The organism is Sulfurospirillum diekertiae, from assembly GCF_002162315.1.
Taxonomy (GTDB): Bacteria; Campylobacterota; Campylobacteria; order Campylobacterales; family Sulfurospirillaceae; genus Sulfurospirillum.
This window is the reverse complement of record NZ_CP021416.1, coordinates 181,015-204,521: the sequence shown is the minus strand read 5'-3', so window position 1 is coordinate 204,521 and position 23,507 is coordinate 181,015. Positions and strand designations below refer to the sequence as shown.

The 23,507-nt window shown below is 37.4% G+C and carries 25 protein-coding genes; 6 read left to right on the top strand and 19 right to left on the bottom strand.

The genetic code is table 11. The features are described from left to right. Positions 1-21 precede the first annotated feature (21 nt). The 4 genes from clpX to Sdiek1_RS01085 are packed head-to-tail and all read right to left on the bottom strand — an operon-like array spanning position 22 to position 3,555. Positions 22-1,242, bottom strand: a complete 1,221-nt coding sequence (clpX, locus tag Sdiek1_RS01100) for an ATP-dependent protease ATP-binding subunit ClpX (protein ID WP_087437506.1) — start codon at positions 1,240-1,242, stop codon at positions 22-24. After that, on the bottom strand, positions 1,232-2,026 hold the full coding sequence (gene lpxA, locus Sdiek1_RS01095) for an acyl-ACP--UDP-N-acetylglucosamine O-acyltransferase (RefSeq protein WP_087437505.1): 795 nt from the start codon (positions 2,024-2,026) through the stop codon (positions 1,232-1,234). Before lpxA ends, clpX begins: the two co-directional genes overlap by 11 nt. A 1-nt stretch (position 2,027) precedes the next feature. Further along, positions 2,028-2,477 (bottom strand): 3-hydroxyacyl-ACP dehydratase FabZ, encoded by a 450-nt coding sequence (gene fabZ / locus Sdiek1_RS01090; RefSeq protein WP_087437504.1) that lies wholly within the window; start codon positions 2,475-2,477, stop codon positions 2,028-2,030. Between the two features lie 31 nt (positions 2,478-2,508). Continuing rightward, on the bottom strand, positions 2,509-3,555 hold the full coding sequence (locus tag Sdiek1_RS01085; protein WP_369688476.1) for an epoxyqueuosine reductase QueH: 1,047 nt from the start codon (positions 3,553-3,555) through the stop codon (positions 2,509-2,511). 186 nt (positions 3,556-3,741) lie between these two features. Here Sdiek1_RS01085 and Sdiek1_RS01080 point away from each other — a divergent pair, with 186 nt between their 5' ends. Continuing rightward, complete coding sequence (locus Sdiek1_RS01080; RefSeq protein ID WP_087437503.1) at positions 3,742-6,621, top strand: DUF748 domain-containing protein; 2,880 nt, start codon at positions 3,742-3,744, stop codon at positions 6,619-6,621. 35 nt (positions 6,622-6,656) lie between these two features. On the opposite strand, the gene bcp is transcribed toward Sdiek1_RS01080, so the two are convergent. Both bcp and Sdiek1_RS01070 read right to left on the bottom strand, forming a co-directional pair. Then, a complete protein-coding gene (gene bcp, locus Sdiek1_RS01075; protein ID WP_087437502.1) occupies positions 6,657-7,121 on the bottom strand; it encodes a thioredoxin-dependent thiol peroxidase in 465 nt (154 codons plus the stop codon). A gap of 23 nt (positions 7,122-7,144) precedes the next feature. Beyond that, on the bottom strand, positions 7,145-8,563 hold the full coding sequence (locus tag Sdiek1_RS01070) for an aldehyde dehydrogenase family protein (RefSeq protein ID WP_087437501.1): 1,419 nt from the start codon (positions 8,561-8,563) through the stop codon (positions 7,145-7,147). 211 nt (positions 8,564-8,774) lie between these two features. Between Sdiek1_RS01070 and Sdiek1_RS01065 the strand changes: the two genes are divergently transcribed. From Sdiek1_RS01065 to Sdiek1_RS01045, 5 genes are read left to right on the top strand one after another with little or no spacing between them, the layout of a single operon-like run. Beyond that, on the top strand, positions 8,775-9,689 hold the full coding sequence (locus Sdiek1_RS01065; protein ID WP_087437500.1) for a branched-chain amino acid transaminase: 915 nt from the start codon (positions 8,775-8,777) through the stop codon (positions 9,687-9,689). Between the two features lie 13 nt (positions 9,690-9,702). Beyond that, positions 9,703-10,800 carry an SPFH domain-containing protein gene (locus Sdiek1_RS01060; RefSeq protein ID WP_087437499.1) on the top strand — a complete coding sequence of 366 codons (1,098 nt, stop codon included), beginning with the start codon at positions 9,703-9,705 and terminating at the stop codon, positions 10,798-10,800. Continuing rightward, complete coding sequence (hisIE, locus tag Sdiek1_RS01055; protein WP_087437498.1) at positions 10,797-11,480, top strand: bifunctional phosphoribosyl-AMP cyclohydrolase/phosphoribosyl-ATP diphosphatase HisIE; 684 nt, start codon at positions 10,797-10,799, stop codon at positions 11,478-11,480. Before Sdiek1_RS01060 ends, hisIE begins: the two co-directional genes overlap by 4 nt. Further along, complete coding sequence (locus tag Sdiek1_RS01050) at positions 11,470-12,006, top strand: DUF2393 family protein (protein ID WP_087437497.1); 537 nt, start codon at positions 11,470-11,472, stop codon at positions 12,004-12,006. The genes hisIE and Sdiek1_RS01050 overlap by 11 nt, the downstream gene beginning before the upstream one ends. A gap of 10 nt (positions 12,007-12,016) precedes the next feature. Further along, on the top strand, positions 12,017-12,556 hold the full coding sequence (locus Sdiek1_RS01045; RefSeq protein ID WP_087437496.1) for a DUF2393 family protein: 540 nt from the start codon (positions 12,017-12,019) through the stop codon (positions 12,554-12,556). 17 nt (positions 12,557-12,573) lie between these two features. Here the strand turns inward: Sdiek1_RS01045 and mnmL are convergent, their stop codons facing one another. The 13 genes from mnmL to rpmE all read right to left on the bottom strand — a co-directional run bounded on the left by mnmL (position 12,574) and on the right by rpmE (position 23,489). Beyond that, on the bottom strand, positions 12,574-13,527 hold the full coding sequence (gene mnmL, locus Sdiek1_RS01040) for a tRNA modification radical SAM protein MnmL/YtqA (RefSeq protein ID WP_087437495.1): 954 nt from the start codon (positions 13,525-13,527) through the stop codon (positions 12,574-12,576). Beyond that, complete coding sequence (gene purF / locus Sdiek1_RS01035; RefSeq protein WP_087437494.1) at positions 13,527-14,864, bottom strand: amidophosphoribosyltransferase; 1,338 nt, start codon at positions 14,862-14,864, stop codon at positions 13,527-13,529. The genes mnmL and purF overlap by 1 nt, the downstream gene beginning before the upstream one ends. A gap of 19 nt (positions 14,865-14,883) precedes the next feature. Next, a complete protein-coding gene (gene dapB / locus Sdiek1_RS01030; protein WP_087437493.1) occupies positions 14,884-15,651 on the bottom strand; it encodes a 4-hydroxy-tetrahydrodipicolinate reductase in 768 nt (255 codons plus the stop codon). An 18-nt stretch (positions 15,652-15,669) separates the two neighbouring features. Then, positions 15,670-16,602, bottom strand: coding sequence for a thioredoxin-disulfide reductase (trxB, locus tag Sdiek1_RS01025; protein WP_087437492.1), 933 nt, complete (start codon positions 16,600-16,602; stop codon positions 15,670-15,672). Positions 16,603-16,725: 123 nt separating this feature from the next. Next, positions 16,726-17,046, bottom strand: a complete 321-nt coding sequence (gene trxA / locus Sdiek1_RS01020) for a thioredoxin (RefSeq protein ID WP_087437491.1) — start codon at positions 17,044-17,046, stop codon at positions 16,726-16,728. Positions 17,047-17,131: 85 nt separating this feature from the next. Next, complete coding sequence (locus Sdiek1_RS01015) at positions 17,132-17,458, bottom strand: YraN family protein (protein WP_087437490.1); 327 nt, start codon at positions 17,456-17,458, stop codon at positions 17,132-17,134. Next, a complete protein-coding gene (locus Sdiek1_RS01010; RefSeq protein WP_087437489.1) occupies positions 17,458-18,729 on the bottom strand; it encodes a homoserine dehydrogenase in 1,272 nt (423 codons plus the stop codon). The genes Sdiek1_RS01015 and Sdiek1_RS01010 overlap by 1 nt, the downstream gene beginning before the upstream one ends. A gap of 3 nt (positions 18,730-18,732) precedes the next feature. Further along, positions 18,733-19,944: an LL-diaminopimelate aminotransferase gene (locus Sdiek1_RS01005; protein ID WP_087437488.1), complete on the bottom strand. Its 1,212-nt coding sequence runs from the start codon at positions 19,942-19,944 to the stop codon at positions 18,733-18,735. 13 nt (positions 19,945-19,957) lie between these two features. Next, positions 19,958-20,773, bottom strand: a complete 816-nt coding sequence (locus Sdiek1_RS01000) for a hypothetical protein (RefSeq protein ID WP_087437487.1) — start codon at positions 20,771-20,773, stop codon at positions 19,958-19,960. Next, the gene (locus Sdiek1_RS00995; protein WP_087437486.1) at positions 20,770-21,696 is read right to left on the bottom strand and encodes a hypothetical protein; all 927 of its coding nucleotides are present in this window, start codon (positions 21,694-21,696) and stop codon (positions 20,770-20,772) included. Before Sdiek1_RS00995 ends, Sdiek1_RS01000 begins: the two co-directional genes overlap by 4 nt. Continuing rightward, positions 21,689-22,372, bottom strand: a complete 684-nt coding sequence (rlmB, locus tag Sdiek1_RS00990; protein WP_087437485.1) for a 23S rRNA (guanosine(2251)-2'-O)-methyltransferase RlmB — start codon at positions 22,370-22,372, stop codon at positions 21,689-21,691. Before rlmB ends, Sdiek1_RS00995 begins: the two co-directional genes overlap by 8 nt. Before the next feature lie 91 nt (positions 22,373-22,463). After that, positions 22,464-23,276 (bottom strand): 16S rRNA (cytidine(1402)-2'-O)-methyltransferase, encoded by an 813-nt coding sequence (gene rsmI / locus Sdiek1_RS00985; RefSeq protein WP_087437484.1) that lies wholly within the window; start codon positions 23,274-23,276, stop codon positions 22,464-22,466. Between the two features lie 12 nt (positions 23,277-23,288). Beyond that, entirely contained in the window at positions 23,289-23,489 is a 201-nt protein-coding gene (rpmE, locus tag Sdiek1_RS00980; protein ID WP_025343427.1) for a 50S ribosomal protein L31, read from the bottom strand. Positions 23,490-23,507: the final 18 nt, after the last annotated feature.

The following is a 23,507-nucleotide window of genomic DNA, read 5'->3' as shown; positions in this document are numbered from 1 at the left end:
TCCTTTTTTACGCACTTTTTTTTATCTTTTTTTAATATAAAGTGGTTTTTCACCTTTTGTCACTACATCTTTTGTAATCACCACTTCATAGCCACTTAGTTCGGGAAGTTCATACATCACATCAACCATAATGTCTTCTATAATACTTCGAAGCCCTCGCGCTCCAGTCTTTCGTTTGATCGCAAGTTCTGCCACGGAATCCAATGCCTCTTTTTCAAAAGAGAGTTCAACATTATCAATCGCAAAAAGTTTTCGATACTGTTTGTAAATCGCATTTTTAGGTTCTGTTAAAATACGTACCATATCTTCTTGCGTAATCGGTGAAAGTTTTGCCGTTACATGTAAACGTCCAATCAACTCTGGAATCAAACCATAATGCACTAAATCATCGGGTTCTGCAAGATCAAAGAGTCCTGCATCTTGACTTTTTGTACGTTTTTCTTGCTCAAAACCAAGCACATTTTTGCCGATACGACGTTTGATAATCTCTTCCAAGCCATCAAATGCACCAGCACAAACAAATAAAATGTTTGTCGTATCAATTTGAATAAAATCTTGGTTAGGGTGTTTACGTCCGCCTTTAGGTGGGATATTAACCACACTACCTTCGATGATTTTAAGCAGTGCTTGTTGCACACCTTCACCTGAAACATCTCTGGTGATGGAGCGATTTTCACTCATACGCGCAATTTTGTCGATCTCATCGATAAAAACAATACCTTGCTCTGCTTTTTTAATATCGCCATTGGCACATTGAAGCAATTTGGTGAGAATATTTTCAACATCCTCACCCACATAACCCGCTTCGGTTAAACTGGTTGCATCTGAAATCGCAATTGGAACATCTAAGAAGCGTGCTAAGGTTTGTGCCATTAACGTTTTACCGCTACCTGTTGGTCCAATGAGTAAGATATTCGATTTAGAAATTTCGGTATCATCTTGAATGGTGCTTTGTTTGAAAATTCTCTTATAGTGGTTATATACGCCGACTGAAAAAATCTTTTTAGCTTGGTCTTGCCCGATGACAAAATCATCAAGCACTTTTTTTAACTCTTTTGGAGCTAGAAGTTCTTGATCAAAAGCTTCTTCGCTATTGCTTACGGAAGGCTCTGGAATTTCTCCAAAAAAGATTTTATGGGCAGAAATAACACAATGTTCGCAGATGAAAACGTCATCGCCTGCGATTAAACGGGTGTCATTACTCTCTTTGGTGCCGCAAAAACTACACTCTCTATTGACCATTATTTTTCCTCTCAAATGGAATGCCTCGTGTGGATTCCATAATAAAATTGCACATTTGCAACACTTTTTCGTTTGTTTCGCTCGCTAATAATTTAGCCGCTGTCTCTTTTATAGCGTTTTCGCTTCTAAACAGTTGTTTATAAGCACCTTGAATTGCAGTGATGTCATCACGCTCAAAACGACGTTTTAAACCAACACTGTTAAGACCTCGAACAACCGCGCGATTTCCTTCGGCTAAACAAAATGGTGGAATATCTTGGCTAATGGCACTTGCTCCTCCAATCATAACACCTTCTCCAATATGGACAAACTGATGAATCGGAGTCATACCCCCAATGACGGTGAAAGAACCTATATGCACATGTCCTGCAAGTGTTGCATTATTTGCCATAATAACATTATTGCCGACCTGGCAATCATGTGCGATATGGCAATAAATCATAATAAAACAGTTATTGCCAATTCTTGTCACGCCACCACCTTTTTTGGTTCCAGCATTAATCGTTACAAATTCACGAATCATGACATTACGACCTATCTCAACACGAACATCATCTTCAGGTTTATACCCAATATCCTGTGGCGGCATACCAATAACGGCGTAAGGACAAATTTTTGTATCCTCACCAACTTTAGTCACACCATAGATTTGTGCTCCTTGCATCACCTCAACACCACTTTTAAGTATGGTATCTTTGGATACAAAAGCATAAGCTCCGATTTTTACATCGTCCGCTAAACTCGCTCCCTCTTCAACAATGGCAGTTGGATGAATGTTTGGCATGTTATTTGTCCACTATCATAGCTTTAAGCTCTGCTTCGGCGACAAGTTTGTCGTCAACATAGGCTTTGGCATCTAAAACCCAGATATTACCTCTGTGTTTTAGAACATTAAGTTTGTACACTAACTGATCTCCTGGCTTTACAGGACTTCTAAATTTGGCATTATCGATACTCATAAAATAAACCACTTTTTCTTGCGTCTCTTCTTGCTTCTCTTCATCCATGCTTTTAAACGCAAGCACGCCACCAGCTTGTGCCATACCCTCAATAATCATAACACCAGGGTAAATTGGATGATCAGGAAAATGTCCTTGAAAAATCTGCTCACCTATTGTAATATTTTTAAATCCTTCGATAGACTCACCTGGCGTAAGTGCAGTAATTCTATCCACAAGTAAAAAAGGAAAGCGATGGGGAAGTATTTTTTGAATCTCTACAACATCAATTAACATCTTTGAAACCTTCTAACAAAATTCTAATATTTTAGCCAATTAATACTAAATTTTCTCTAATGTCTTGATAGGTTTTGCTCTGAATGAAGAGTTCATAAGAGTCCATTTTAACCTCATCCAATATGACAAGCGGAGTTAATGAAGCAACTATCGACTTTAGGTAGGTGTTTCTAAAAGCTATTTCTATTTCTACCGTTGGGGGATTTTGTAGCATTTCTTTGAGTGTTTTATAGTCTGTATTGGCTAGCGTATTAAACGTTTTAAGCGAAATAAAACGCGCTTCTTCTTTTGCTAAAAATCCAACGCCTTGTGCTATAAACTCTACATTGGTTTTAATAAACTCTTTTTTACATGTAGAGTAAAATAAGATATAACTAGGGATAACCTCTTTGTCACTCCTTTTCACCCATGCACGAAGCAATCTATAATTTAAAAACTTTTCACGAACCAATTTAAAAGGAGTCTCGTTTGCTTCAAGCGCTATCACTTTTTCATACAAAACAGTGCGTTCCTCAATAGAAGCAGGAAGTATTTGAGGGCGTAGAGGCGAACTCAGTTCATCTGCCCATTTTTGTTGTTGCTCTCTTTGCACACCCAAAGCGAACAGACAACCACAATAATTTTGATGGTAAAGCATTGCCTCTTTTGCTTGTGTAAACTGTTCTTGAGTACCTCCACCTTTTCTAAAATCAGGTGCAACGATTTCAAGCTCATATTTTTGGGCAATGGCACGTAAAGCTTTTTCTAACTGCTCCAGTGATTTTTTAGGACTTGTTAGTAAGGTAGTTGTTATCGTTTTTTCACCTATTTTAAGTGCTTCTTGTGCAGTTTTTTCTAACCTGTTATCAAAACACACTGAACAGCGTTTGCCTTTTTCAGGCTCATGTTCTAACCCTCGAATCGCTTCAAGCCACCCTTCATAATTGTAATCGCCTACATGTAAAACAATTCCCAGCTTGTTACAACTGCGTTTGACATCCAAAAGCCTTAATTTGTACTCACTGAAAGGATGAATATTAGGGTCATAAAAAAAGCCAATTAACCTCTCATTAGGGTAATTTTGTTGAAGTTTTTGCAAAAAAAAAGTGGCTGTCTACGGAGCAACAAATATGAACGAGCATGGTATTTCTTTAAGAGTATAAATTTTGAAAAGTATAACATAGGTAACATATAATCCATCTATCCTTATAAAACTAATATGGTTTTTAAATAGAAATGTTTCAATTTATTGTATAATAAATAAGCCCTTAAAAAGGAGTGTACGATGCTAAAAAAGTGTCTTAAGAGTGTTCTATTCTGGTTAATTTTTCTTCCCGCATTCTATACACTGAGCGGTTTCATTATCCTTCCATGGTGGGCACAAACTAAGCTCCCTATTCTTCTTCAAGAGAAACTGGGTCTTTCAATTTCAATCGAAAAAGTACTCTTTAACCCTTTCACGTTTGAATTACATGTAAACAATTTAGCACTCCACGATACCAAGGGAAGTAGTGTTATATCTTTAGAGCATTTATATGTTAATTATGAGCCAACCTCTTTGTTCAAAAAAGAGTTTTTTATCAAATCATTGCTCCTCGACAAGCCTTTTGTTGATCTAAAAATTGACACGAATGGTAATCTAGCGCTTTTAAATATTTTTCCAAAGAGCAGCTCAGATGACAACACGACTACGCACGATAATAGTCTTGCCATGCCTTTTATCATTGAACATGTTGAAATCCAAAATGCTCAATCCACATTCACAGATGAACGTCCAAGTATTCCTTTTAAATTTGACATAGGCCCTATAAATTACACGGTCAACAACCTCAGTTTTTATAAAGATGATCTTAGTATTCATGCTCTTAAAGTGATGTTTCAAAGCGAAGAAAAAATCTCAATTGCAAGTAGCGCTTCTTTTGAACCACTCAAGTTTTACGGCGAACTCAATATTGTACATCTCCCTCTCTCAAGCTTTTGGAAATACGTATTACCAACCATTCCAATAACACTTACACAAGGAGAACTTTCACTTAGAGTTCCTTTTTCCATTGATCTTAGCAAAGAAAAACCACTTGTTTCATTGGAAAAAGCTTCTGCCTCCTTAGACAGTGTCCGCTTGGTAGATAATGAGAATAAAACCGTTATTGAAGTACCTTCCTTTAATCTTGAAACCATCGATTTTGACTTACAAACTTCCAATACTAGCATTGAAAAAGCCACGATTACCAAACCCTTTGTAGATCTTCAATTGGAAAAAGATTACACGCTTAATTTAGTACGTCTTTTTACGCCTAAAAGCGCATCAACTCAGGCAAAAATACAATCATCTGCCAAACAAGAGACCAATAGCACTTGGAAATTTGCCCTTAAAACATTAGAAGTTAAGGAGGCAACTGTTGATGTGCGTGATCAAAATGTGAAAAGTACACCTGCCCATTTTGCTCCCTTAAAATTAACCGCACAAAATATCACGCAAGACATGAACAATCCTATTACCTATGATTTTAACAGTACCCTGGATACGACTGCTACTTTAAACTTCAAAGGAACTTTTATTCCCTCAACTGCTTCGTTAGATATAGCCGTTAATGCTAATAAACTCTCTTTGGAAAAAGCACAACCCTATATTGCCCTGTACACAACAACACTTATTCAAGATGGCGCATTATCACTCAATTCTAAGATTAAAGCTTCTTTTGACCAACAAACAACTTTCAAAATTGAAGGTGATGCAACCGTCTCTAAATTTTCACTCGCTGATAAATTTAAAAATTCTCTTGTTGCCTGGGAAACACTCAATTTTTCCAATTTTTCTTACACGCTTTCTCCTGCAACATTAAGTATTCAAAGTGTTGCTCTGGATAAACCCTATATCAATCTTGATATCAAAAAAGATGGCACAACTAATTTTTCCAATCTCTTGAAAACCTCATCAACTCCATCAAAAACACCTTCTAACACGAAAAAAACATCAACAACAAAGAATGAGACTATGTCTCTCTACATCGGAAATATCATCCTTAAACGAGGAACCACCCATTTTAAAGATGCCTCTTTGCTACTTCCATTTGCCACTTTCGCTGACCGTTTAAATGGGTCTATGTCAACACTCGATACCAAAAACACCAAGCCTTCCGTATTAAAACTGGAGGGAAAAGTTGACAAATACGGCTACGCAAAAATTGATGGATCGATTTTACCGTTTGATTTTAAAAACCGAGCAACACTCAAAATTCTCTTTAAAAACATTGATATGCCTTCCCTCTCGCCCTATACAGGTAAATTTATAGGCTATGCGATCAAAGAAGGCAAACTCTCAATGGATCTAAACTATAAAATTAAAAAAGGATTGATGGAAGGTGCCAATAAGATCAACCTAGACTCTCTCACGCTAGGCGATAAAATTGAAAGTAAGGATGCTCCAAACCTCCCCTTAGGACTTGCCATTGCTATTTTAAAAGATTCGAAAGGGCAAATTGACCTTGATCTTCCCGTCAGTGGCGATCTGAATGACCCTGAATTTCGTTATGGAAGCATCGTGTGGAAAGCTATTGGAAATCTCATCGGAAGCATTGCAACCTCGCCATTTAAACTCTTAGGTTCTATCCTCGGTATCGAAACTGAAAATCTTAAAAGTATTGATTTTGCGGCAGGAGAATATGCGCTTATTGACTCAGAAGAGGAAAAAATGGTGCAATACCAGCAGATTTTGGAAAAGAGAAGTGAGCTCAATCTTATCATTACACCAAGTTTCAACGAAGCACTTGACACCAAAGCACTTCAAGAGCAAAATGTGACCGCACAAATAGAAGCAATAACTCCTAAAAAGAGTAAAGAAGATGATAGTTATGGCAAAGCCATCAAAAAACTCTTTCTTCAAAAATACTCTAATGATGATTACAATAAGCTCCTAAAATCCTACAAAGATGAAAATTTGGATATTGGTGCTATCAATGATAATTTAATTTCAAAAATTGCTGAGAACACTACCATAGTGCCAGCAGCACTTCAGTCTTTAGCGCTTAAACGGGCTGATGTGATCGTTCAAAACCTTACAACAAAATACAAAATAGCCCCCAATAGACTGATTAAAAATGAACCTCAAGCCAGTGATGCCATTCGTGAAGAGTGGGTGGGCTGTACGATTTCAGTGAGAAACTAAACACGTGGGCTTCGAGGAAAGCCCACGTGAACGTATTAACGTAATGTTTCTAATGCTTTTTTAACATCACTTGCGTGGTCCTTAACTTTCACACTTGACCAAAACTTCGCAATTTTTCCGCTTGGATCGATCAAAAAAGTTGAACGAACAATGCCCATATATTCTTTACCACAAAACTTTTTTAACTGCCAAACACCATAGCGTTGCGCCACTTCAGTGCTCACATCGGAAAGCAGTGTTATCTCTAGTTTTTGTTTGGTAATGAACTTTTGATGCGACGCTGTACTATCAGGACTCACACCTAAAACAACGGCATTTAAATCTTCAAAACTGGGAAGTGCTGCTGTAAAATCACACGCTTCGGTGGTGCATCCAGGGGTGCTATCTTTGGGGTAAAAGTAAAGCACGATCCATTTTCCCTCTAAATCTCGCAGAGATATTTCGACATTGTCTTGGTTGGGAAGACTAAGATCTGGGGCTTTATCGCCTATTTGTAACATATAAATTCCTTTGTTGATATTTTTTAGCATATTACCACAGATTTGATCTGGGTATAGTCATCTAAGAGCGCAAAATAAGGGCCCTCTTTTCCAACGCCACTTTGTTTGATACCACCATAAGGCTGAAGATCAAACCGCAACGTGGGAATGTCATTAATTACAATGCCACCCGCCTCAAGCTCGTCAATCGCCCTTTGTGCCATGGCAAGATCATTGCAAAAGATGGAATATTGAAGCCCATAATCTGAGGCATTCATTTTGTTTTTAGCCTCTTCATAATCCCTCACTTTGATCAATGAAACAATCGGCGCAAAGACCTCTTCACACACAATTGCCATCGATTCGTTCACATCTGCCATAATCGTCGGCGCACATAAAAGTCCGTTATATGTAAAACCACACAAAGGTTTTGCACCTTCATCAATGGCGCTTTGAATCCATCGTTTTGCTTTGAGCACTGCGGCTTCATTTACCATCGGTCCAATGAAGGTTTTTTCATCATACGGCGAGCCTACATGTAAACGTTTTGTCTCTTCAACAAGCGCTTGTGCAAACGATTCATAAATACTTTCATGCACGTAAATACGCTGCAAGGAGATACATACTTGCCCCGAGTTGATAAACGCACCCACAGCACACCGTTTGGCAGCAAGCGCAACATCAGCAGAAACATCAATATACGTTGCAGCATTACCACCCAATTCCAAAGCCACTTTTTTAATTCCCGCTTTTTGCATGATCTCACGCCCAACGCCTACACTGCCTGTAAAACTGATAACGCGTGGAATTTCACTGGTGATGAGTGTTTCATTCACGCCTTCACCACTGTAGATAAGACTGAGCGCATCTTTGGAAGCATAGGGACTTTCAATGAAAAGTTTGACGAGTTCATACGCTGTACGAGGCGCTTGTGAAGTGGGTTTTAAGATAACCGCATTGCCAGCGACTAAGGCTGGAGCAATTTTATGCGCGACAAGATTGAGTGGAAAATTAAACGGCGTAATTGCTAACACCACGCCGACTGGTTCACGTTTGTAAAATGCCAAACTCTTTTTACCACTGGGCATCGCGGTGGTATCGAATGTTTCACCGTTTACATGTAAGATGGCATTGGCGGAGAGTTTGATTGTCTCGATGCAACGATCCACCTCAACGCGTGAAAAGGCAATCGGTTTTCCCACTTCATCGGTGATGCAAAGTGCTATTCGCTCACGCTCCCTTTCGAGCTTTTGAGCCACATCCAACAGCCAATTCGTCCGTTGATGCAGAGGAATCTGTTTTACATGTAAAGCGGCATGATGAGCTATCTCTAAAATAGCTTTGGCGTCTGTTGCATCGCAAACGCCAAAGCTTGAAACCACACGTCCATCGTAAGGTGAACGCACCTCTTTGTACTCTTTTTTCTCTTTACATGTAGAACCGTAATAAAGCTTTGCTTTCATGATTTTTACCTCTTCTTTTGTGATTCAAAGCACCAAGGGTGCGTGGGCACTCTGCCGAAGAGAACCCAGTGTTAACGTAGTCTTTAGAGCTTTGCTTTAAAGACGTATTCAAATTGAAGTATAACGCAACTTTTCATACTAAAACTATCTTTAATCAATTTTTGGCTAACATAGTAACTCTTTAGAAAACGACTTTTAAGAAGGTAGAAAAATGGATAAAGCAAAATACATTTGGATGGATGGCAAACTCGTTGCATGGGATGATGCAAAAATACATATTTTAACCCATACACTTCACTATGGTAACGGTGTTTTTGAAGGTACCCGTGCGTATATGACAGACAATGGCTTAGCCATTTTTAAACTCAGAGAGCACACCAAACGCTTGCTCAATTCTGCCAAAATTACCCGCATTAAAGCGACCTATTCACTAGAAGAACTTGAAGCGGCACATATTGAGCTTCTTAAATCAAACAACTTTACCTCAAACGTCTACATTAGACCGCTTATTTATTTAGGATACGGCGTTATGGGACTTAATCTTGCACAAGCACCCGTTAACACAGCGATTGCGGCATGGCAATGGGGAAGTTACCTTGGCGATGATGGCATTGAAAACGGTATTCGCGTTAAAATCTCTTCGTTTGCAAGAAACCCCGTCAGTGCCAATATGGGAAAAGCAAAAGCAGCTGCAAACTACCTCAACTCTCAAATGGCAAAATACGAAGCACTCGAAGCGGGTTATGAAGAAGCGCTTCTTTTGGATGAAGATGGATTTATCGCAGAAGGCAGTGGCGAATGTTTCTTTATCGTCAGAGATGGCAAGTTGATTTCTCCTCCGAATGATACATCCCTCGAGAGTATCACACAAGCAACGGTACTAGAGCTTGCGCGTGAAGCAGGCATCCCCATCGAGCGCAGACGCATTACCCGTGATGAGGCGTATATCTCGGATGAAGCGTTCTTTACAGGTACTGCTGCAGAAGTAACCCCAATCAAAGATATCGATAATTATATTATTGGAGATGGAAAATGTGGTCCTATCACCAAACAACTTCAAGAGGCTTATTTTGATGTTGTCTACGGACGCAATCCAAAATACAAACATCTCTTAACATTTATCTAACCAAAGGAACATTATGCCAGCAGATTTGAACGATTATTTTAAAAAGAAAAATGGTGGAGGAAGTGGAAACAATGGTGGAGGCGGCGATAACGACAATCGTACACCTTTCAATATTGAACCTCCCGATTTTTTGAAAAACCTTGGTAAAAAAGCAGGGATTATCTATGTACTTATCGCCATTGTTGTGATTGCCGTTGTGGCAAAACCTTTTGTGATTATTAACTCAGGTGAAATGGGAATTAAAGCAACTACCGGTAAATTTGAGCCGATTCCTATGGAACCAGGATTTCATCTTTTTATCCCTTTTATTCAACAAGTTTTTATTGTTGATACTAAAGTACGTATTATGAACTACTCTTCAAGTGAAGACTTAGGCGAAGTCTTGCAAAGAGGATCAGGCATCAAAAAGAATGCAGCTATCTCTGTTCTTGATGCAAGAGGGTTACCTGTTTCAATAGAACTCACAGTTCAATATAAATTAGAGCCTTCAACTGCTCCTCAAACGATTGCAACATGGGGTATGGCATGGGAAGATAAAATTATCAATCCAGTTGTCAGAGATGTTACAAGAGCTGTTGTAGGTAAGTTTAATGCAGAAGAGTTGCCACAAAGACGTAACGAGATTGCTGTCAATATCGAAGAAGGGATTCGTAAAGCGATTGATGCACAACCAGGCAAGCCTGTAGAACTTCTTACGATGCAACTCAGAGAGATTTTGCTCCCTGCAAAAATTAAAGAGCAAATTGAAAAAGTTCAAGTAGCGAAGCAAGAGGTTGAGCGAACAAGATATGAAGTAGAAATAGCTAATCAACAAGCCCTTAAACGTGCTGCTGAAGCAGAAGGTCAAGCAAAAGCGAGACAAATCAATGCTCAAGGTGAAGCCAATGCTGTCAAAATTGAAGCGGATGCAGATGCCTATGCTAATAAAAAAATCAGTGAAAGTATTTCTGATCCACTCTTAAAACTTCGCCAAATTGAAGTCCAAGGAAAGTTTAACGAAGCGCTTAAAGAGAACAAAGATGCAAAAATTTTCCTAACTCCTGGTGGTTCAACTCCTAATATTTGGGTCGATACCAAAGATAGCCAAAAAGCGGTCAGTATAGCCAAATGAGTTCAACACTAATACATTCCATCGACTGGAACACTTCACCACTTTTGCCTGTCATTGCACAAGACATTAAGAGTGGTGAGGTTTTAATGCTTGCGTATATGAACCAAGAAGCACTCTCTTTAACACTTCAAACGGGACTGGCTCACTACTATTCTAGAAGCCGTCAAAGCCTCTGGAAAAAGGGTGAAACGAGCGGTCACTTGCAGCATGTTAAAGAAGCTTATTTAGATTGCGATAGCGATACACTGTTGCTTAAAATTGAGCAAGAAGGTGTGGCATGTCATACTGGACGTCCTTCATGCTTTTTTAACCGTATAGATGTTGAAGAAACGCCTAAAGAGCCTGCACAAGAAATTGCAGCTTATTCAATTAGCGATAAAATTTATCATATTATACAAGAACGTAAAAAAGCTGATCCCAAAAGCTCCTACGTTGCCTCATTACTTCAAAAAGGAGACAATAGTATCCTCAAAAAAGTAGTAGAAGAAGCTGGAGAATTTTGTTTTGCCTGCAAAGACAATGATAACAAAGAGATCATTTATGAAGCAGCTGATCTTATGTTCCATGCTCTTGTTGCATTAGGAGCTAAAAATATTCATCCATCACTGATTTCTAAAGAGCTTGAAAGACGCTTTGGACTCAGCGGGATAGAGGAGAAAAATAGCCGCAATGAACACTGATGCACTCAAATTATCACTATTGACCTATATTAAACACTTTGGTCTTTATGATTATTTGGCATTTAGTTGGTTATTTTTTACTTTTATTATTTTAATAATCTTAGCAAGCTTAATAGCGAGACGCTCTTCTACGGCGTCTCTTCTTTTAGTCATTTTTGCCCTTCTCCTTCTTGTCATTTCACCTTTTTTTATTAAAGTAAAACTAGAAGAAACACTCAGAACAACAACGACAGACATTACTATGGTCAAGAAATTAACCTTTTCATCATCACTTATTGTTGAAGGAATTATTTACAATAAATCAACTAAAGATTTTTCACTTTGTTTGATTCGTACTTCTATTTTTAAACAAACAGGGGCACAAGGTTTCAAAGCATATCTAAATTCTCTAAAACCAATTTCCAATCAGTCGATATTAGTCACAAAGGACCTTTTAAAAGAGGAGAGCATGGAATATCAAGCTGTTTTTGATGGTTTTGAATATAATGGCGATGTATTTGCGACATTAAAAGCAGAGTGCTACTAAAGGAGTAACTGTGACCTATTTTACGCTACTTCATTGGTTTATTCTTATTCTTATTCTTCTTATATTTTCGCTTGTTCTCGTATTAACTATTCGCAATCATGATGGTAAATCCTCTCTATTTGCGCCGATTATGGCTAATATATTTATTATGGCTATTGTTGCTTTTTTTGCCATTTATGGACTCGATAAATATACTAAAGTTGCTCGATTAGAGAATGTAACACAGAAAAAAGTGTTAATTAATGAATCTTTTTCTATTTCGGGACAAATTCGTAATATTGGTAATTTTCAGATAGGTCAATGCATTTTAGAAGTTAAAATTTCTAATGAACTTGGTGACTCTGCAGGATCTGGATCTATTGTTTTTGAACCAAAATCAGCTTTTGACAATCTTTTTAGTAAGGATTCTAGCAGTTCTGTAGATACGACTAAAGAATTCGTTATTGCAGAAAATCTACATAAAAATGAAATGCGCAATTTTACTGTCTTTATGCGATATCCTCCATCTTTTTCAAAGCCATATATACGCTATGAGCTTTTTTGCCACTAACTAGGTATATCATGGGTTTAGTAAAGAAATCCCTCTTTTTTAAGAGCTTCACGAATATTAAACATTTGTTGATGTTTGGTATAACACCATGATGGAGATAAAAGAGTAGCGTCTTCAATACCTGCACTCACACGTTGAAGCATAACATCTTCTGGCAAAAGTTTGATAGCTTTAATGATAGTTTGAATGTAAGACTCTTCCGAAATTGGAATAAAGTCTCCTCGGGTGAGGTCATTGGCCAAAGCTGTTCGTTTAACAACATATAGAGGATGGAATTTAAACGATTTAACACCTAGTCTAAGTGCAAAATTAACACTTTCTAAAGCCATCTCTGGTGTCTCACCAGGTAACCCAAAGATTACATGAGCACATATTTTAAGTCCATACTGACGCGTTAAAGTAATGTATTTTTCAATATTGGCACTATCATGCCCTCTATTGATACGTTTTAATGTTATATCAGAAGAAGATTGAACACCATATTCCACCCAAATTTCATGTTCTTTTGAAAGTTCCGCTAAATAAGCGATCACTTCTTCCGTCACACTATCGGTACGTGTCCCAATGCTTAATCCTACCACACCTTCAAAGCTCAAAGCCTTTGTATAAAGTGCTTTAAGTGTTTCAAGTGGGGCATATGTGTTAGTAAAAGATTGAAAATAAATAATAAATTTTTGTGCACCAAATTTTTTTGACAATACCGTCTTTGTCTTTTTATATTGAGCTTCAAGTTGAATGAGTTGGAACTCAAGATAAGGATTTTCAGAAGTCGGATGTAAGTAAAAACGCTTAGGCTGTTTGTGCTCTAAATTGGGGCTAAAAGACTCATTTTCGCAAAAAATACAGCCCCCTCTCGCTACGGTTCCATCAATATTAGGACAGGTAAATCCAGAGATTGAAACAGGAATTTTATAAATAGTCTCCCCAAATTTTGCTCTAAAATACCGCCCAGCTGTTAAAATATCGCGCATTATTTAATAAAATAATTTCCATCGAAACTCACCAATGAGTAATTCATATCATTTCCAATACTCTCTTTAAGTGCATCTATACTTAAAAATGCCAAGGAATCTGCTTCAATGTACTCTCTAACCTCTTCAACGGTTTTATTGGCACTAATAAGCTCTTTATAACTAGGAGTATCGATACCATACAAACAAGGATGCTCAATTGTTGGAGAAGCAATACGCATATGTACCTCTGCAGCACCTGCACGTTTTAATAATTTAACGATCTGTCTTGAAGTAGTACCTCTTACAATACTATCATCAATCACAACGATCTTTTTACCCTCTAATATTTTATGAATTGGCGAGAGTTTAAGTTTTACTTTGAGATCACGTACCGCTTGTGTAGGTTCAATAAAGGTTCTTCCAACATAATGATTTCGAACAATTGCCATTTCAAAAGGAATGCCACTGGCCTGTGCATAACCTAAAGCTGCACTCACACCACTATCAGGAACAGGGATAACAAGATCTGCTTCGACAGGAGCAAGCTCTGCCAGTTTCATCCCCATTTTTTTACGTGCTGCATAAACGTTTTTGCCTTCAATCACACTATCTGGTCTTGCAAAATAAATAAATTCAAAAGCACAGATATGGGGATCTGGTTCAAAGAGTTGAATGCTTTCAAATTCCTCTTTGCCTTGTTGAAAAATCACCATTTCGCCAGGTCGTACATCTCTTACAAACTCTGCATCTACAAGGTCAAGTGCACATGTTTCACTTGCAACGATATACCCGCCTTCTTTCATTTTCCCAATCGATAAAGGACGGACACCATAGCGATCACGTATCGCAAACATTTTTGATCTACTTTGAATTAAAAGACAATAAGCACCCTTAATGACATTCAGTGCTTCCACAATACGGTCTTTAAGTTTACCTTGTTGAGAGCGTGCAATTAAATGAATAATATTTTCTGTATCCATAGAAGATTGAAAAATAGCACCTTGCTCAACAAGTTTACTTCTTACTTCATGCTTATTAATGAGGTTACCATTATGAACAATCGAAATATCACCCAATTTATAACTTGCTGCAACGGGTTGAGCATCTTTCACTGAGTCACTTCCTGCCGTAGAGTAACGATTATGACCTATTGCCATATCCCCGTGTAAGAAAGCTAGTTTTCCTTCATTAAAGACTTCGGTGACTAATCCATTGTCTTTAATGGTACGAATTTTCTTGCCATCACTGGCACTGATACCTGTTGCTTCTTGTCCACGATGTTGCATCGCGAACAAGGCATAATAGGCTATCTTAGAAGCATGTTTTACATCAAATACACCAACAATTGCGCACATAAGTTCATATCACCTTTTTTTAAAGACCTAAACAGTCACTAATCGTATAAAGACCATTAGGTTGATTGATGATCCACTTTGCGGCTTTAATTGCGCCTTTGGCAAAGGTATCACGACTAGTTGCAGTATGATTCATTTCAATAAACTCGCCATCATTGTAAAATCCTACCGTATGACGACCTACAATATCACCACCACGAAGCGCCATTATGGCAATCTCATCTTTACTACGTTCCCCAATAAGACCATTGCGCCCACTGATGCGAACATCATCTAAATTAAGACCTCGTCCACGCGCAGCATGCTCACCAAGCGTTAATGCTGTACCACTAGGTGCATCTTTTTTATAACGATGGTGTTGTTCTACAATTTCAATGTCAAAATCACTAAGGCTTTTAGATGCAAGTTCGACTAAGCGATTCAAAACTGCTACACCTAAAGACATATTGGTTGAGTAAAGAATAGGCATATTATTAGCCGCTTCTTTTAAAAGATTCTGTTGGTGTTCATTTAATCCTGTTGTACCAATCACTAAAGGCGTTGGATGTTTTAAAGCATTTTCAAGCAATGTTTCTGTACCAATGGAGATCGTAAAATCAATGACAACATCACTCTTTTGCAAAAGAGTAAGTACGTCATCAGTAACAACTGCATCTTTAGGAGGAGTAAAACTAAACTCTTCTATGGCATGTAAAACATACGGTTTTGCTTCTTTGTCTTTAATCAGATTATCAATAAGCAACCTGCCTACCCTACCAGTTGAGCCGTGAATTCCAACATGTATCATTCTAAATTTTCCTTCTTTTTAATGGTTCACATATTCTAAAGCTTGGATACCAGCTGTCGCGCCATCTCCTGCTGCACATACCACTTGTTTTGAAGCTTTTGTCCTTAAATCACCTGCTGCAAAAAGTCCTTTTACAGATGTTTTCATACTAAGATCTACAATCACATTACCGTTATCATCCATGTCGCATAGAAAATTGCCATCTTCTTGCTTTAGAATTGTATTATTGACATTCATTCCAACAAAAACAAATACACCAGGAACTGCAATATCTCTTTCGTTTCCTGCATTATCTACGACGATAATACCATTTAAACCCATTTTATCGCCATAGGCTTTTTTCACCGTAACATTTAATACAAGTTCTATTTTAGGGTTATTTTTCACTTTTTCAATGGTACTGGGGCTTGCTCTAAATGTATCACGTCTGTGAACCAAATAGACTTTTGAACAGATATGAGAGAGATAAAGCGCTTCTTCTAAAGCAGTATCACCGCCACCTAAAGCGACCACTTCTCTGTTTTTATAAAAAAATCCATCGCACGTTGCGCAGGTACTAACACCTTTACCAAATAATTCAGCTTCACCTTCAAAATTGGCTTTTTTGGGAGTACTTCCTGTGCAAACAATGACACTTTTAGCCTGCTCACTTTTGCCCCCTGCTAAATAAATCTGAAATGTACCATCCTCATTTTTAGAAATACGAGTGACCTCTTCCATTGCATGTTTTAAGCCAAAACGCATGCACTGTTCTGACCAAGGTGCCATAAAATCCAATCCACTTAAAATTTCTGCACTTCCTGGATAATTTTCAATTTCGCTACTACTAGTGATCTGTCCACCAGGAAGTCCTTTTTCAAACATTACTACATTTTTTAAACCACCGCGTGTTGCATACAATCCGGCACTAAGTCCAGCAGGACCTCCGCCAATAATTGCTAGATCTAACATGATTTTTCCTTATCTTTTTTTAAACTTTTTGAATGATATAATGCCTATTTAACAGATACAAATCATATTTTAGTCTAAAAGAGGTTTTGTAGCCAAGGAAGTCATTGACTTCCTTGAGAAATTTTATTTAAGAAGTGAATTAACTTTATCAGCTAAAACTTGTTTGGACGATGCACCAATCATTTGGTCTACTAATTCACCATTTTTAAAGAAAAGAATAGTTGGAATTGATCTAATACCATATTTAATTGCGACATCTTGTTCTTCATCAGTATTGACTTTGCAAATCTTTGCTTTACCATCAAAATCACTGGCTAATTCTTCAATCACTGGAGCAATCATACGACAAGGTCCACACCATGGTGCCCAGAAATCTACTAATGCTACACCATCAGCTACAGTACTATCGAAATTTGATGCATTCAACTCTATGTATTTTCCCATTTTTTTCCCCTAAAACGTTATTTTATATATATTCAATTATACTCACTCTAACTTTAAAATTACCATAGCAGTTAAAGTTATTTTTTTAGTAACTAATATTTTTTATTATTTCTATTTTTTCTGGTGTAACGAGAATAGCATCAATTTGATAATCATATGAATTGGGATGCAGCAATAAATAGTAATTAATTGTTTTAATGATTTTTGCCATTTTTGTGGCAGTTATTCTTAAAATAGGATCGTATTTTTCCGAAAATTTAACTTCACAGAAATGGAGAATGTTGTCTTTTAACGCAATGATATCAATCTCACCAAATTTTGAATGAAAATTTCGTGCAAGAAGCGTGTACCCCTCTTTTTCTAGAAAGAATGAGGCCTTGTTTTCAGCCTCTAATCCTTCTTGCAAACCCATTAAGACTCGATGCGTATCATTGCGGGTTTTAATTCAACAAATGATAATTCACTTAGTTCCTGAATTGCTTTTTGAATATCTTTTTCTTTACAGATATGGGTCGAAAAGAGTAATACAGCACTCTCTTTTTTATGAGCATCTTGTTTTTGTAAAAAACTACTAATTGAAATAGAATGTTTTCCCAAAATTTCAGAAATCTTAGAAAGAACGCCAATTCTATCTACTACTGTTACTCGAATATAATATTGTGTATAAATTTCATCTTTATTCATCAATGTTAAACCACTTTTTTCAAGTGGTTTAATAAAGCCTAGCATTGGCGAATTTTGTGTATGCCTCGCAATATCAATGAGGTCAGAAACAACAGCACTTGCAGTTGCACTTCCGCCAGCACCTGGTCCATAATACATTGTCTCACCTACACGATCTCCAATGACGCTAATGCCATTCATGACACCATCAACTTTGGCAATCATCTGCTTGATAGATACCAATGCTGGATGTACACGAAGTTCAACTTTATCACCACTTTTTTTAGCAATGGCAAGCAATTTAATGTTATAGCCAAACTCTTTTGCAAAATAGATATCTTCACTATTGATATGTTCGATTCCTTCGATCAAAATCTCTTCAGGCTTCACATCAATTCCATAGGCAATACTCGCTAAAATGAGTAGCTTATGGGCAGCATCAAATCCTCCAACATCAAACGTTGGATCGGCTTCAGCATATCCCAGCGCTTGAGCCTCTTTTAAAACATCCGCAAATTCTGCTTTTTCATTCATCATTTTGGTCAAAATGAAATTACATGTACCATTCATGATGCCTTTAATCGCTTCAATATGGTTGGCACTTAAACCTTCACGAAGCGCTTTAATGATAGGAATTCCACCCGCAACACTTGCTTCGTAGCCAATAGGTATAGTACCTGCAAGATCACGTAGTTCATAGCGGTGGTACGCCAAAAGAGCTTTATTTGCCGTCACAACCGCTTTTTTATTTTTGAGAGCATGCGTTACAATTTTATAAGCTTCATCCACACCACCCATCAATTCGACCACAATATCAACGTCAGGGTTTTCTAAAATATCATTAACATCACTACTTAAAGGGATGTTAACATCCCTTTTTTTGGTTATATCTTTTACGACACCCATAATAGGAACAATTTTCTTGCCACTTCGTGCAGTGATAATATCTTCATTTTCTTGTAAAATTTTAATAACGTGGCTACCAACCGTTCCTACACCAATAATTCCAACTTTGATCATTCGCTAACCTTCTAAACTCTTCAAATACTTCTTAATATTACGTGCTGCTTGGCGTATTCTATTTTCATTCTCAATGAGTGCAATTCTGACATACCCTTCACCACTCTCACCGAAGCCAATGCCTGGACTTACCGCGATTTTTGCTTCTTGCAATAGCTGTTTAGCAAACTCCATACTTCCCAAATGTGCTGCTACTTTAGGAATTTTTGCCCATACAAACATCGTTGATTTTGGTTTTTCCATTGGCCACCCTGCATTGTTAAAGCTCTCGACCAAAATATCACGACGTTTATGATAGGTTTCTCTGATTTCATCGACGCACTCTTGCGGACCATCAAGTGCAACGGTTGAGGCGACTTGAATTGGAGTAAACATACCGTAATCGAACCATGATTTGATTTTTTGAAGGGCTCCCACAAGTTTTTTATTACCGACTACAAAGCCAACACGCCAACCTGCCATATTATAACTTTTTGAGAGCGTGTAGCACTCAACAGCAACATCTTTAGCACCTTCTACTTGGAAGATAGAAGGCGTCTCATACCCATCAAAAGAGAGATCTGCATAGGCAATATCACTGATAATGTAAAAACGTTCCTCTTTAGCATATGCAACTAATTCTTCGTAAAAAGCGACATCGGTTGTTACACAGGTTGGATTATGGGGAAAGTTAACAACCACAAATTTCGGTTTAGGTGCTGATTCTTTAAATACTTTTTTCAATTTTGTAAAAAATTGTACTTTGTCAAGTTCATATTTTTCATTATAATCTATTCCAAATTTATGAACATTACCACCTGCAATCATAAATGCATAGGCATGGATTGGATAAGCAGGATCTGGTACAACCGCAACGTCACCTGGATTCATAATCGCTTGTGCTAAGTGCACAAAACCCTCTTTACTGCCTAATGTTGCAACTGCTTCCGTATTTGGATCTAAAGTAACACCATATTTACGTAAGTACCAATTACAAATAGCAAGACGAAGTTTATAAATACCTTTACTCACAGAATAACCATGTGTGCCATCTTTTTGCGCTGACTCAACGAGCTTATCAATAATATGTTGTGGAGTCCTTCCATCAGGATTACCCATTGAAAAGTCAATAATATCATCACCTGCATGACGAGCTGCTAATTTTAATTCATTAATTTCGGCAAAAACATATCCTGGTAATCTATCAATTGTATTAAATCTAATTTCATCAAACATTTTTTCTCCTCTTTTACTCTTTTACATGTAAAGATAATCCATGCTTTATATTTTCAAGCATAAAAGCATCACTCATCTTTAAATAAGCTGCGTTACTAGGAACTTTTAGCTTAAGCGTTCGTGTCGATTCTTCAGATTTTACATCACTTAAAAGATGCAAATTTTCATCAAAAAAGACTACATCTGGAAACCATCTATCCCCTGAATGAACCGTTACTGTAATCTCTTTGAGATTTCTAACATCAATCCAATAAGGCTTTAAAGGTTTTCCTAGTGGCGTTGTTACACCACTTTCTAGTTTTTTTGCCCCTAAGTAAGCATTACTTGAATCAATGTCATAAAACCAGTAATTATCATCATTTTTTACGATATTCGTTATGTTGCATCCTCTAGCCACAAGGGCCCCTGCGAAAGATTCAGGATCAACAATATGTTCCGTTTGAAGATAAATTTCCCAAACAAACCCAGCACTATCGCGCAATGCATTATTGGTTAAAAAATAGTTATAACCCATTGCTTCGAGGGACTCATTGATTATTTTAAGAAAAATAAGTGGATCGCTTTGTGTACGAAAAGCCAATCGTAATTGAATAGGTTTATCGTATAAAAGCTGTAATAAGCCATTTTTTTTCAGAACAGAGATCACTTTTACACTGTCAACTTCGCCATTAGGCTTTGTAAAATTACCACTTTGTGCAAAAAGAACTTGAATTAAATTCTTTTGCGTTTCATATTTAGTGGGGCCTACAAAACTTTTGATTTTGTCTTGAAGTGTCTGTGCGCCAAATAAAGAGAGCGAAAGGGTTAGGATAAGAAGTAGCTTTTTCACCAATTTTTGCCTCGATTAAGCTCTATAAATTTTTCTTCGGAAATCTTTTTCATTGTTCCCTCTTCAACTAAAAAACGCGTTGATCCTTGTTCGGTAAAGTCTTCCACACTCCCATCGTAAGAGAGTTTAAAAAAGCCATTCCCCGTTTTGATAATTTGACGTTTTGTTAAATCAATAGTGATATTTTGATCACTTGTGCTCTCTTTACGTGTAAAGGTCTCAAGATTCACAAAACCAACCCAAATACGCTTAGTTGGAATCATAATTGCACTGTTTTTAGGGATATCTTTCACCAACGTTGTGTTGCTTTCAATCAGTGTTGGTAGGGGCGAAGAACCCGTACTATTCGTATCATTAGCTTCTGTTTTACGAGTCAAGTTTTCATCAATACTCACAACAACGGCTTCTGTCGTGCTGTTACTACTATTGGTATCAACAACGCGTTCTTCCACCTTAACACCCAAAGAAGTGGCCGTTGCTTGTACGACTGGAGTACTTTGGAAAGCACTGGTTTGATTAGTTTCTACTTTTGTTTTATCAAGAAGATTCATAATGTCAAAATTAATATCTATTTTAAAAATTGAGAAAAGAGCAAAAATTCCTGATATTAAAACCAAGACTAAAAAAATCCATGCTCCTTTTTTATAAGGTCGATCACTTTTAACATGAATAAATATTTTCTCTTTGTGAGACTCATCTTCCGCTTTATGTGCAGCCCAGTAATCGTAAAATCCTTCAAGCCAATCGGTTAAATCAAGCTTATACTCACGAGAAAGAATTTTCACAAAACCTAATGTGTTAATTTTATTGAGTTTGTCATATTGATTGTTGATCATATACTCTAGTTGCTTGACTTCAATGTGGGTTCTTTTACAAACCTCTTGCAAACCAATTTTTTCTAAGACCCTGATATCATTATCCATTGGCAATCCTATCACACAGTACAGCAGCTGCTGCACTCACATTTAAAGAGTCAAATGCTCTTGCCATTTTGATTGAAACTACTGTATCTAATCGCTCTTTTACTTTAGGCGATAAACCCTTTCCTTCGCTTCCCATAATCAAAACACGTTTAGGTGCGAAAGTCACTTCTTTAACATCTACACCACCCATGTCTGCGCCATAGAGTGTGAACCCTATCTGTTTCAGTTCGTTGAGCATATCACGTGTGGAAGGGCATAATGCAATCGGTAATTCAAATGCTGCGGCACTACTCGTACGTAAAATTGCCTCCAAGTTACAGGTTTTCATACCGCTTAAAATTAAACCGTCTGCTCCAAACGCATAGGCACTACGGACAATAGCACCAATATTGCCTACATCCGTTACTTCGTCTAAAATCACCAAAAAAGAGCCTTGCTTGATTTCGTTAAACGGAACAAGTTCAAGATCTTTAATCTCCGCAATAAAACCTTGATGGTTTCCACCATGACACAAGGCTTGTGCTTTTCGCTCATCAATCGTACAGATATTTTGTGTGACACGCGCAATTTGTGAAAAAAGCTTAGGGTCACACTTCTTGGGTAAGAATACCGTCTCGATCCTTGAAGGATAGTGATTTAACAGATGTAAAAAGAGTTGTTTTCCATAGATTATCATGGCAAATATTGTATCCAAACTGGCTTAAAATAATACTAGTTTTACTATAAAACACGATTTTTAGGAGATTCCATGTAACAAAATAGAGCTATTAATTTTGAAGTTTCGTGTACCACTCTTTAATACTCTCGCCTGTCAGTTTCGAAAGGAGTTTTGCCTTTTGTTTAGGAGGTAAGTCGAGATCAATCAAATCTTCTTTAGTGATGGCTTCACCACCTTGGTGAATTTCAGGTGCAATGACAATCACCCATTCTCCCTTGAGATTGGCTTTTTTGGATGTTTCTTGCACTTCAAGAGCTGTTCCTAAAAAACGTTTTTCGTACAATTTCGTTGCCTCTTTAATCGCAAATATTTGACGATTAGGTGCAAACTGTGCTAACTCTTCAAAAAGTTTTTCAATACGATGTGGAGATTCATACACAATAACAGCATAAGGAGAATTGAGTGCTTCAAACAGCTCATTTTGGCGGTCCATGCCTTTGTGGGACAAAAAGCCATAAAACAAGAACTGATGCGTTTCAATACCACTTGTAACATATGCGAGTAAGGCTGCATTCGCTCCTGGAAGAATTTCATAGGAGAGTGCATTGTTTTGGCAAAAGCGCACTAGAGCAGCCCCTGGATCACTAATGCCAGGCATTCCTGCATCGCTAAGATACCCCACAGTCTCTTCAAATATTTTTTTATCAATAGTGGATAAAACAGTATCTTCGTTATGTGAATGCATGGAAATAAAGTTTTTAATTTGAAATTCAAGGTTATGTTTTTGAGCCAGAAGAGAAAGAAGTCTTTTAGTGATTCGGGTGTCTTCGCAGAACAATGTTTTACACTCCGCTAAAAGTTTAAGGCTTCTAACGGAGATGTCGTCTAAGTTTCCTATGGGGGTAGGAATGAAATAGATCAATGGTTTTAAGAACTATTTTAAGCTATATTTTTTCTTAAATTTCTCAACTCTACCTGCAGCATCCACTATCTTCTCACTGCCCGTGAAGAATGGGTGGCATGAACTACAAATATCAATTCTTAACTCGGCTTTGTTAGACATAGTTTCAAAACTATTTCCACATGCACAAGTTACAACGCATGGTACATATTCAGGATGAATATCTTTTTTCATAATGTTTTTCCTTAATTA

Bases quoted from the DNA above. Each gene is read 5' to 3' on its own strand.
- Sdiek1_RS01010 (WP_087437489.1), bottom strand. From the start codon at position 18,729: ATGATCAAAGTTGGAATTATTGGTGTAGGAACGGTTGGTAGCCACGTT.
- dapB (WP_087437493.1), bottom strand. From the start codon at position 15,651: ATGATACATGTTGGAATTCACGGCTCAACTGGTAGGGTAGGCAGGTTG.
- Sdiek1_RS01050 (WP_087437497.1), top strand. From the start codon at position 11,470: ATGAACACTGATGCACTCAAATTATCACTATTGACCTATATTAAACAC.
- Sdiek1_RS01015 (WP_087437490.1), bottom strand. From the start codon at position 17,458: ATGGGTTTGCAAGAAGGATTAGAGGCTGAAAACAAGGCCTCATTCTTT.
- mnmL (WP_087437495.1), bottom strand. From the start codon at position 13,527: ATGCGCGATATTTTAACAGCTGGGCGGTATTTTAGAGCAAAATTTGGG.
- fabZ (WP_087437504.1), bottom strand. From the start codon at position 2,477: ATGTTAATTGATGTTGTAGAGATTCAAAAAATACTTCCCCATCGCTTT.
- Sdiek1_RS01065 (WP_087437500.1), top strand. From the start codon at position 8,775: ATGGATAAAGCAAAATACATTTGGATGGATGGCAAACTCGTTGCATGG.
- hisIE (WP_087437498.1), top strand. From the start codon at position 10,797: ATGAGTTCAACACTAATACATTCCATCGACTGGAACACTTCACCACTT.
- Sdiek1_RS01060 (WP_087437499.1), top strand. From the start codon at position 9,703: ATGCCAGCAGATTTGAACGATTATTTTAAAAAGAAAAATGGTGGAGGA.
- clpX (WP_087437506.1), bottom strand. From the start codon at position 1,242: ATGGTCAATAGAGAGTGTAGTTTTTGCGGCACCAAAGAGAGTAATGAC.
- rpmE (WP_025343427.1), bottom strand. From the start codon at position 23,489: ATGAAAAAAGATATTCATCCTGAATATGTACCATGCGTTGTAACTTGT.
- purF (WP_087437494.1), bottom strand. From the start codon at position 14,864: ATGTGCGCAATTGTTGGTGTATTTGATGTAAAACATGCTTCTAAGATA.
- trxA (WP_087437491.1), bottom strand. From the start codon at position 17,046: ATGGGAAAATACATAGAGTTGAATGCATCAAATTTCGATAGTACTGTA.
- Sdiek1_RS01070 (WP_087437501.1), bottom strand. From the start codon at position 8,563: ATGAAAGCAAAGCTTTATTACGGTTCTACATGTAAAGAGAAAAAAGAG.
- Sdiek1_RS00995 (WP_087437486.1), bottom strand. From the start codon at position 21,696: ATGGATAATGATATCAGGGTCTTAGAAAAAATTGGTTTGCAAGAGGTT.
- rlmB (WP_087437485.1), bottom strand. From the start codon at position 22,372: ATGATAATCTATGGAAAACAACTCTTTTTACATCTGTTAAATCACTAT.
- bcp (WP_087437502.1), bottom strand. From the start codon at position 7,121: ATGTTACAAATAGGCGATAAAGCCCCAGATCTTAGTCTTCCCAACCAA.
- Sdiek1_RS01080 (WP_087437503.1), top strand. From the start codon at position 3,742: ATGCTAAAAAAGTGTCTTAAGAGTGTTCTATTCTGGTTAATTTTTCTT.
- Sdiek1_RS01005 (WP_087437488.1), bottom strand. From the start codon at position 19,944: ATGTTTGATGAAATTAGATTTAATACAATTGATAGATTACCAGGATAT.
- trxB (WP_087437492.1), bottom strand. From the start codon at position 16,602: ATGTTAGATCTAGCAATTATTGGCGGAGGTCCTGCTGGACTTAGTGCC.
- lpxA (WP_087437505.1), bottom strand. From the start codon at position 2,026: ATGCCAAACATTCATCCAACTGCCATTGTTGAAGAGGGAGCGAGTTTA.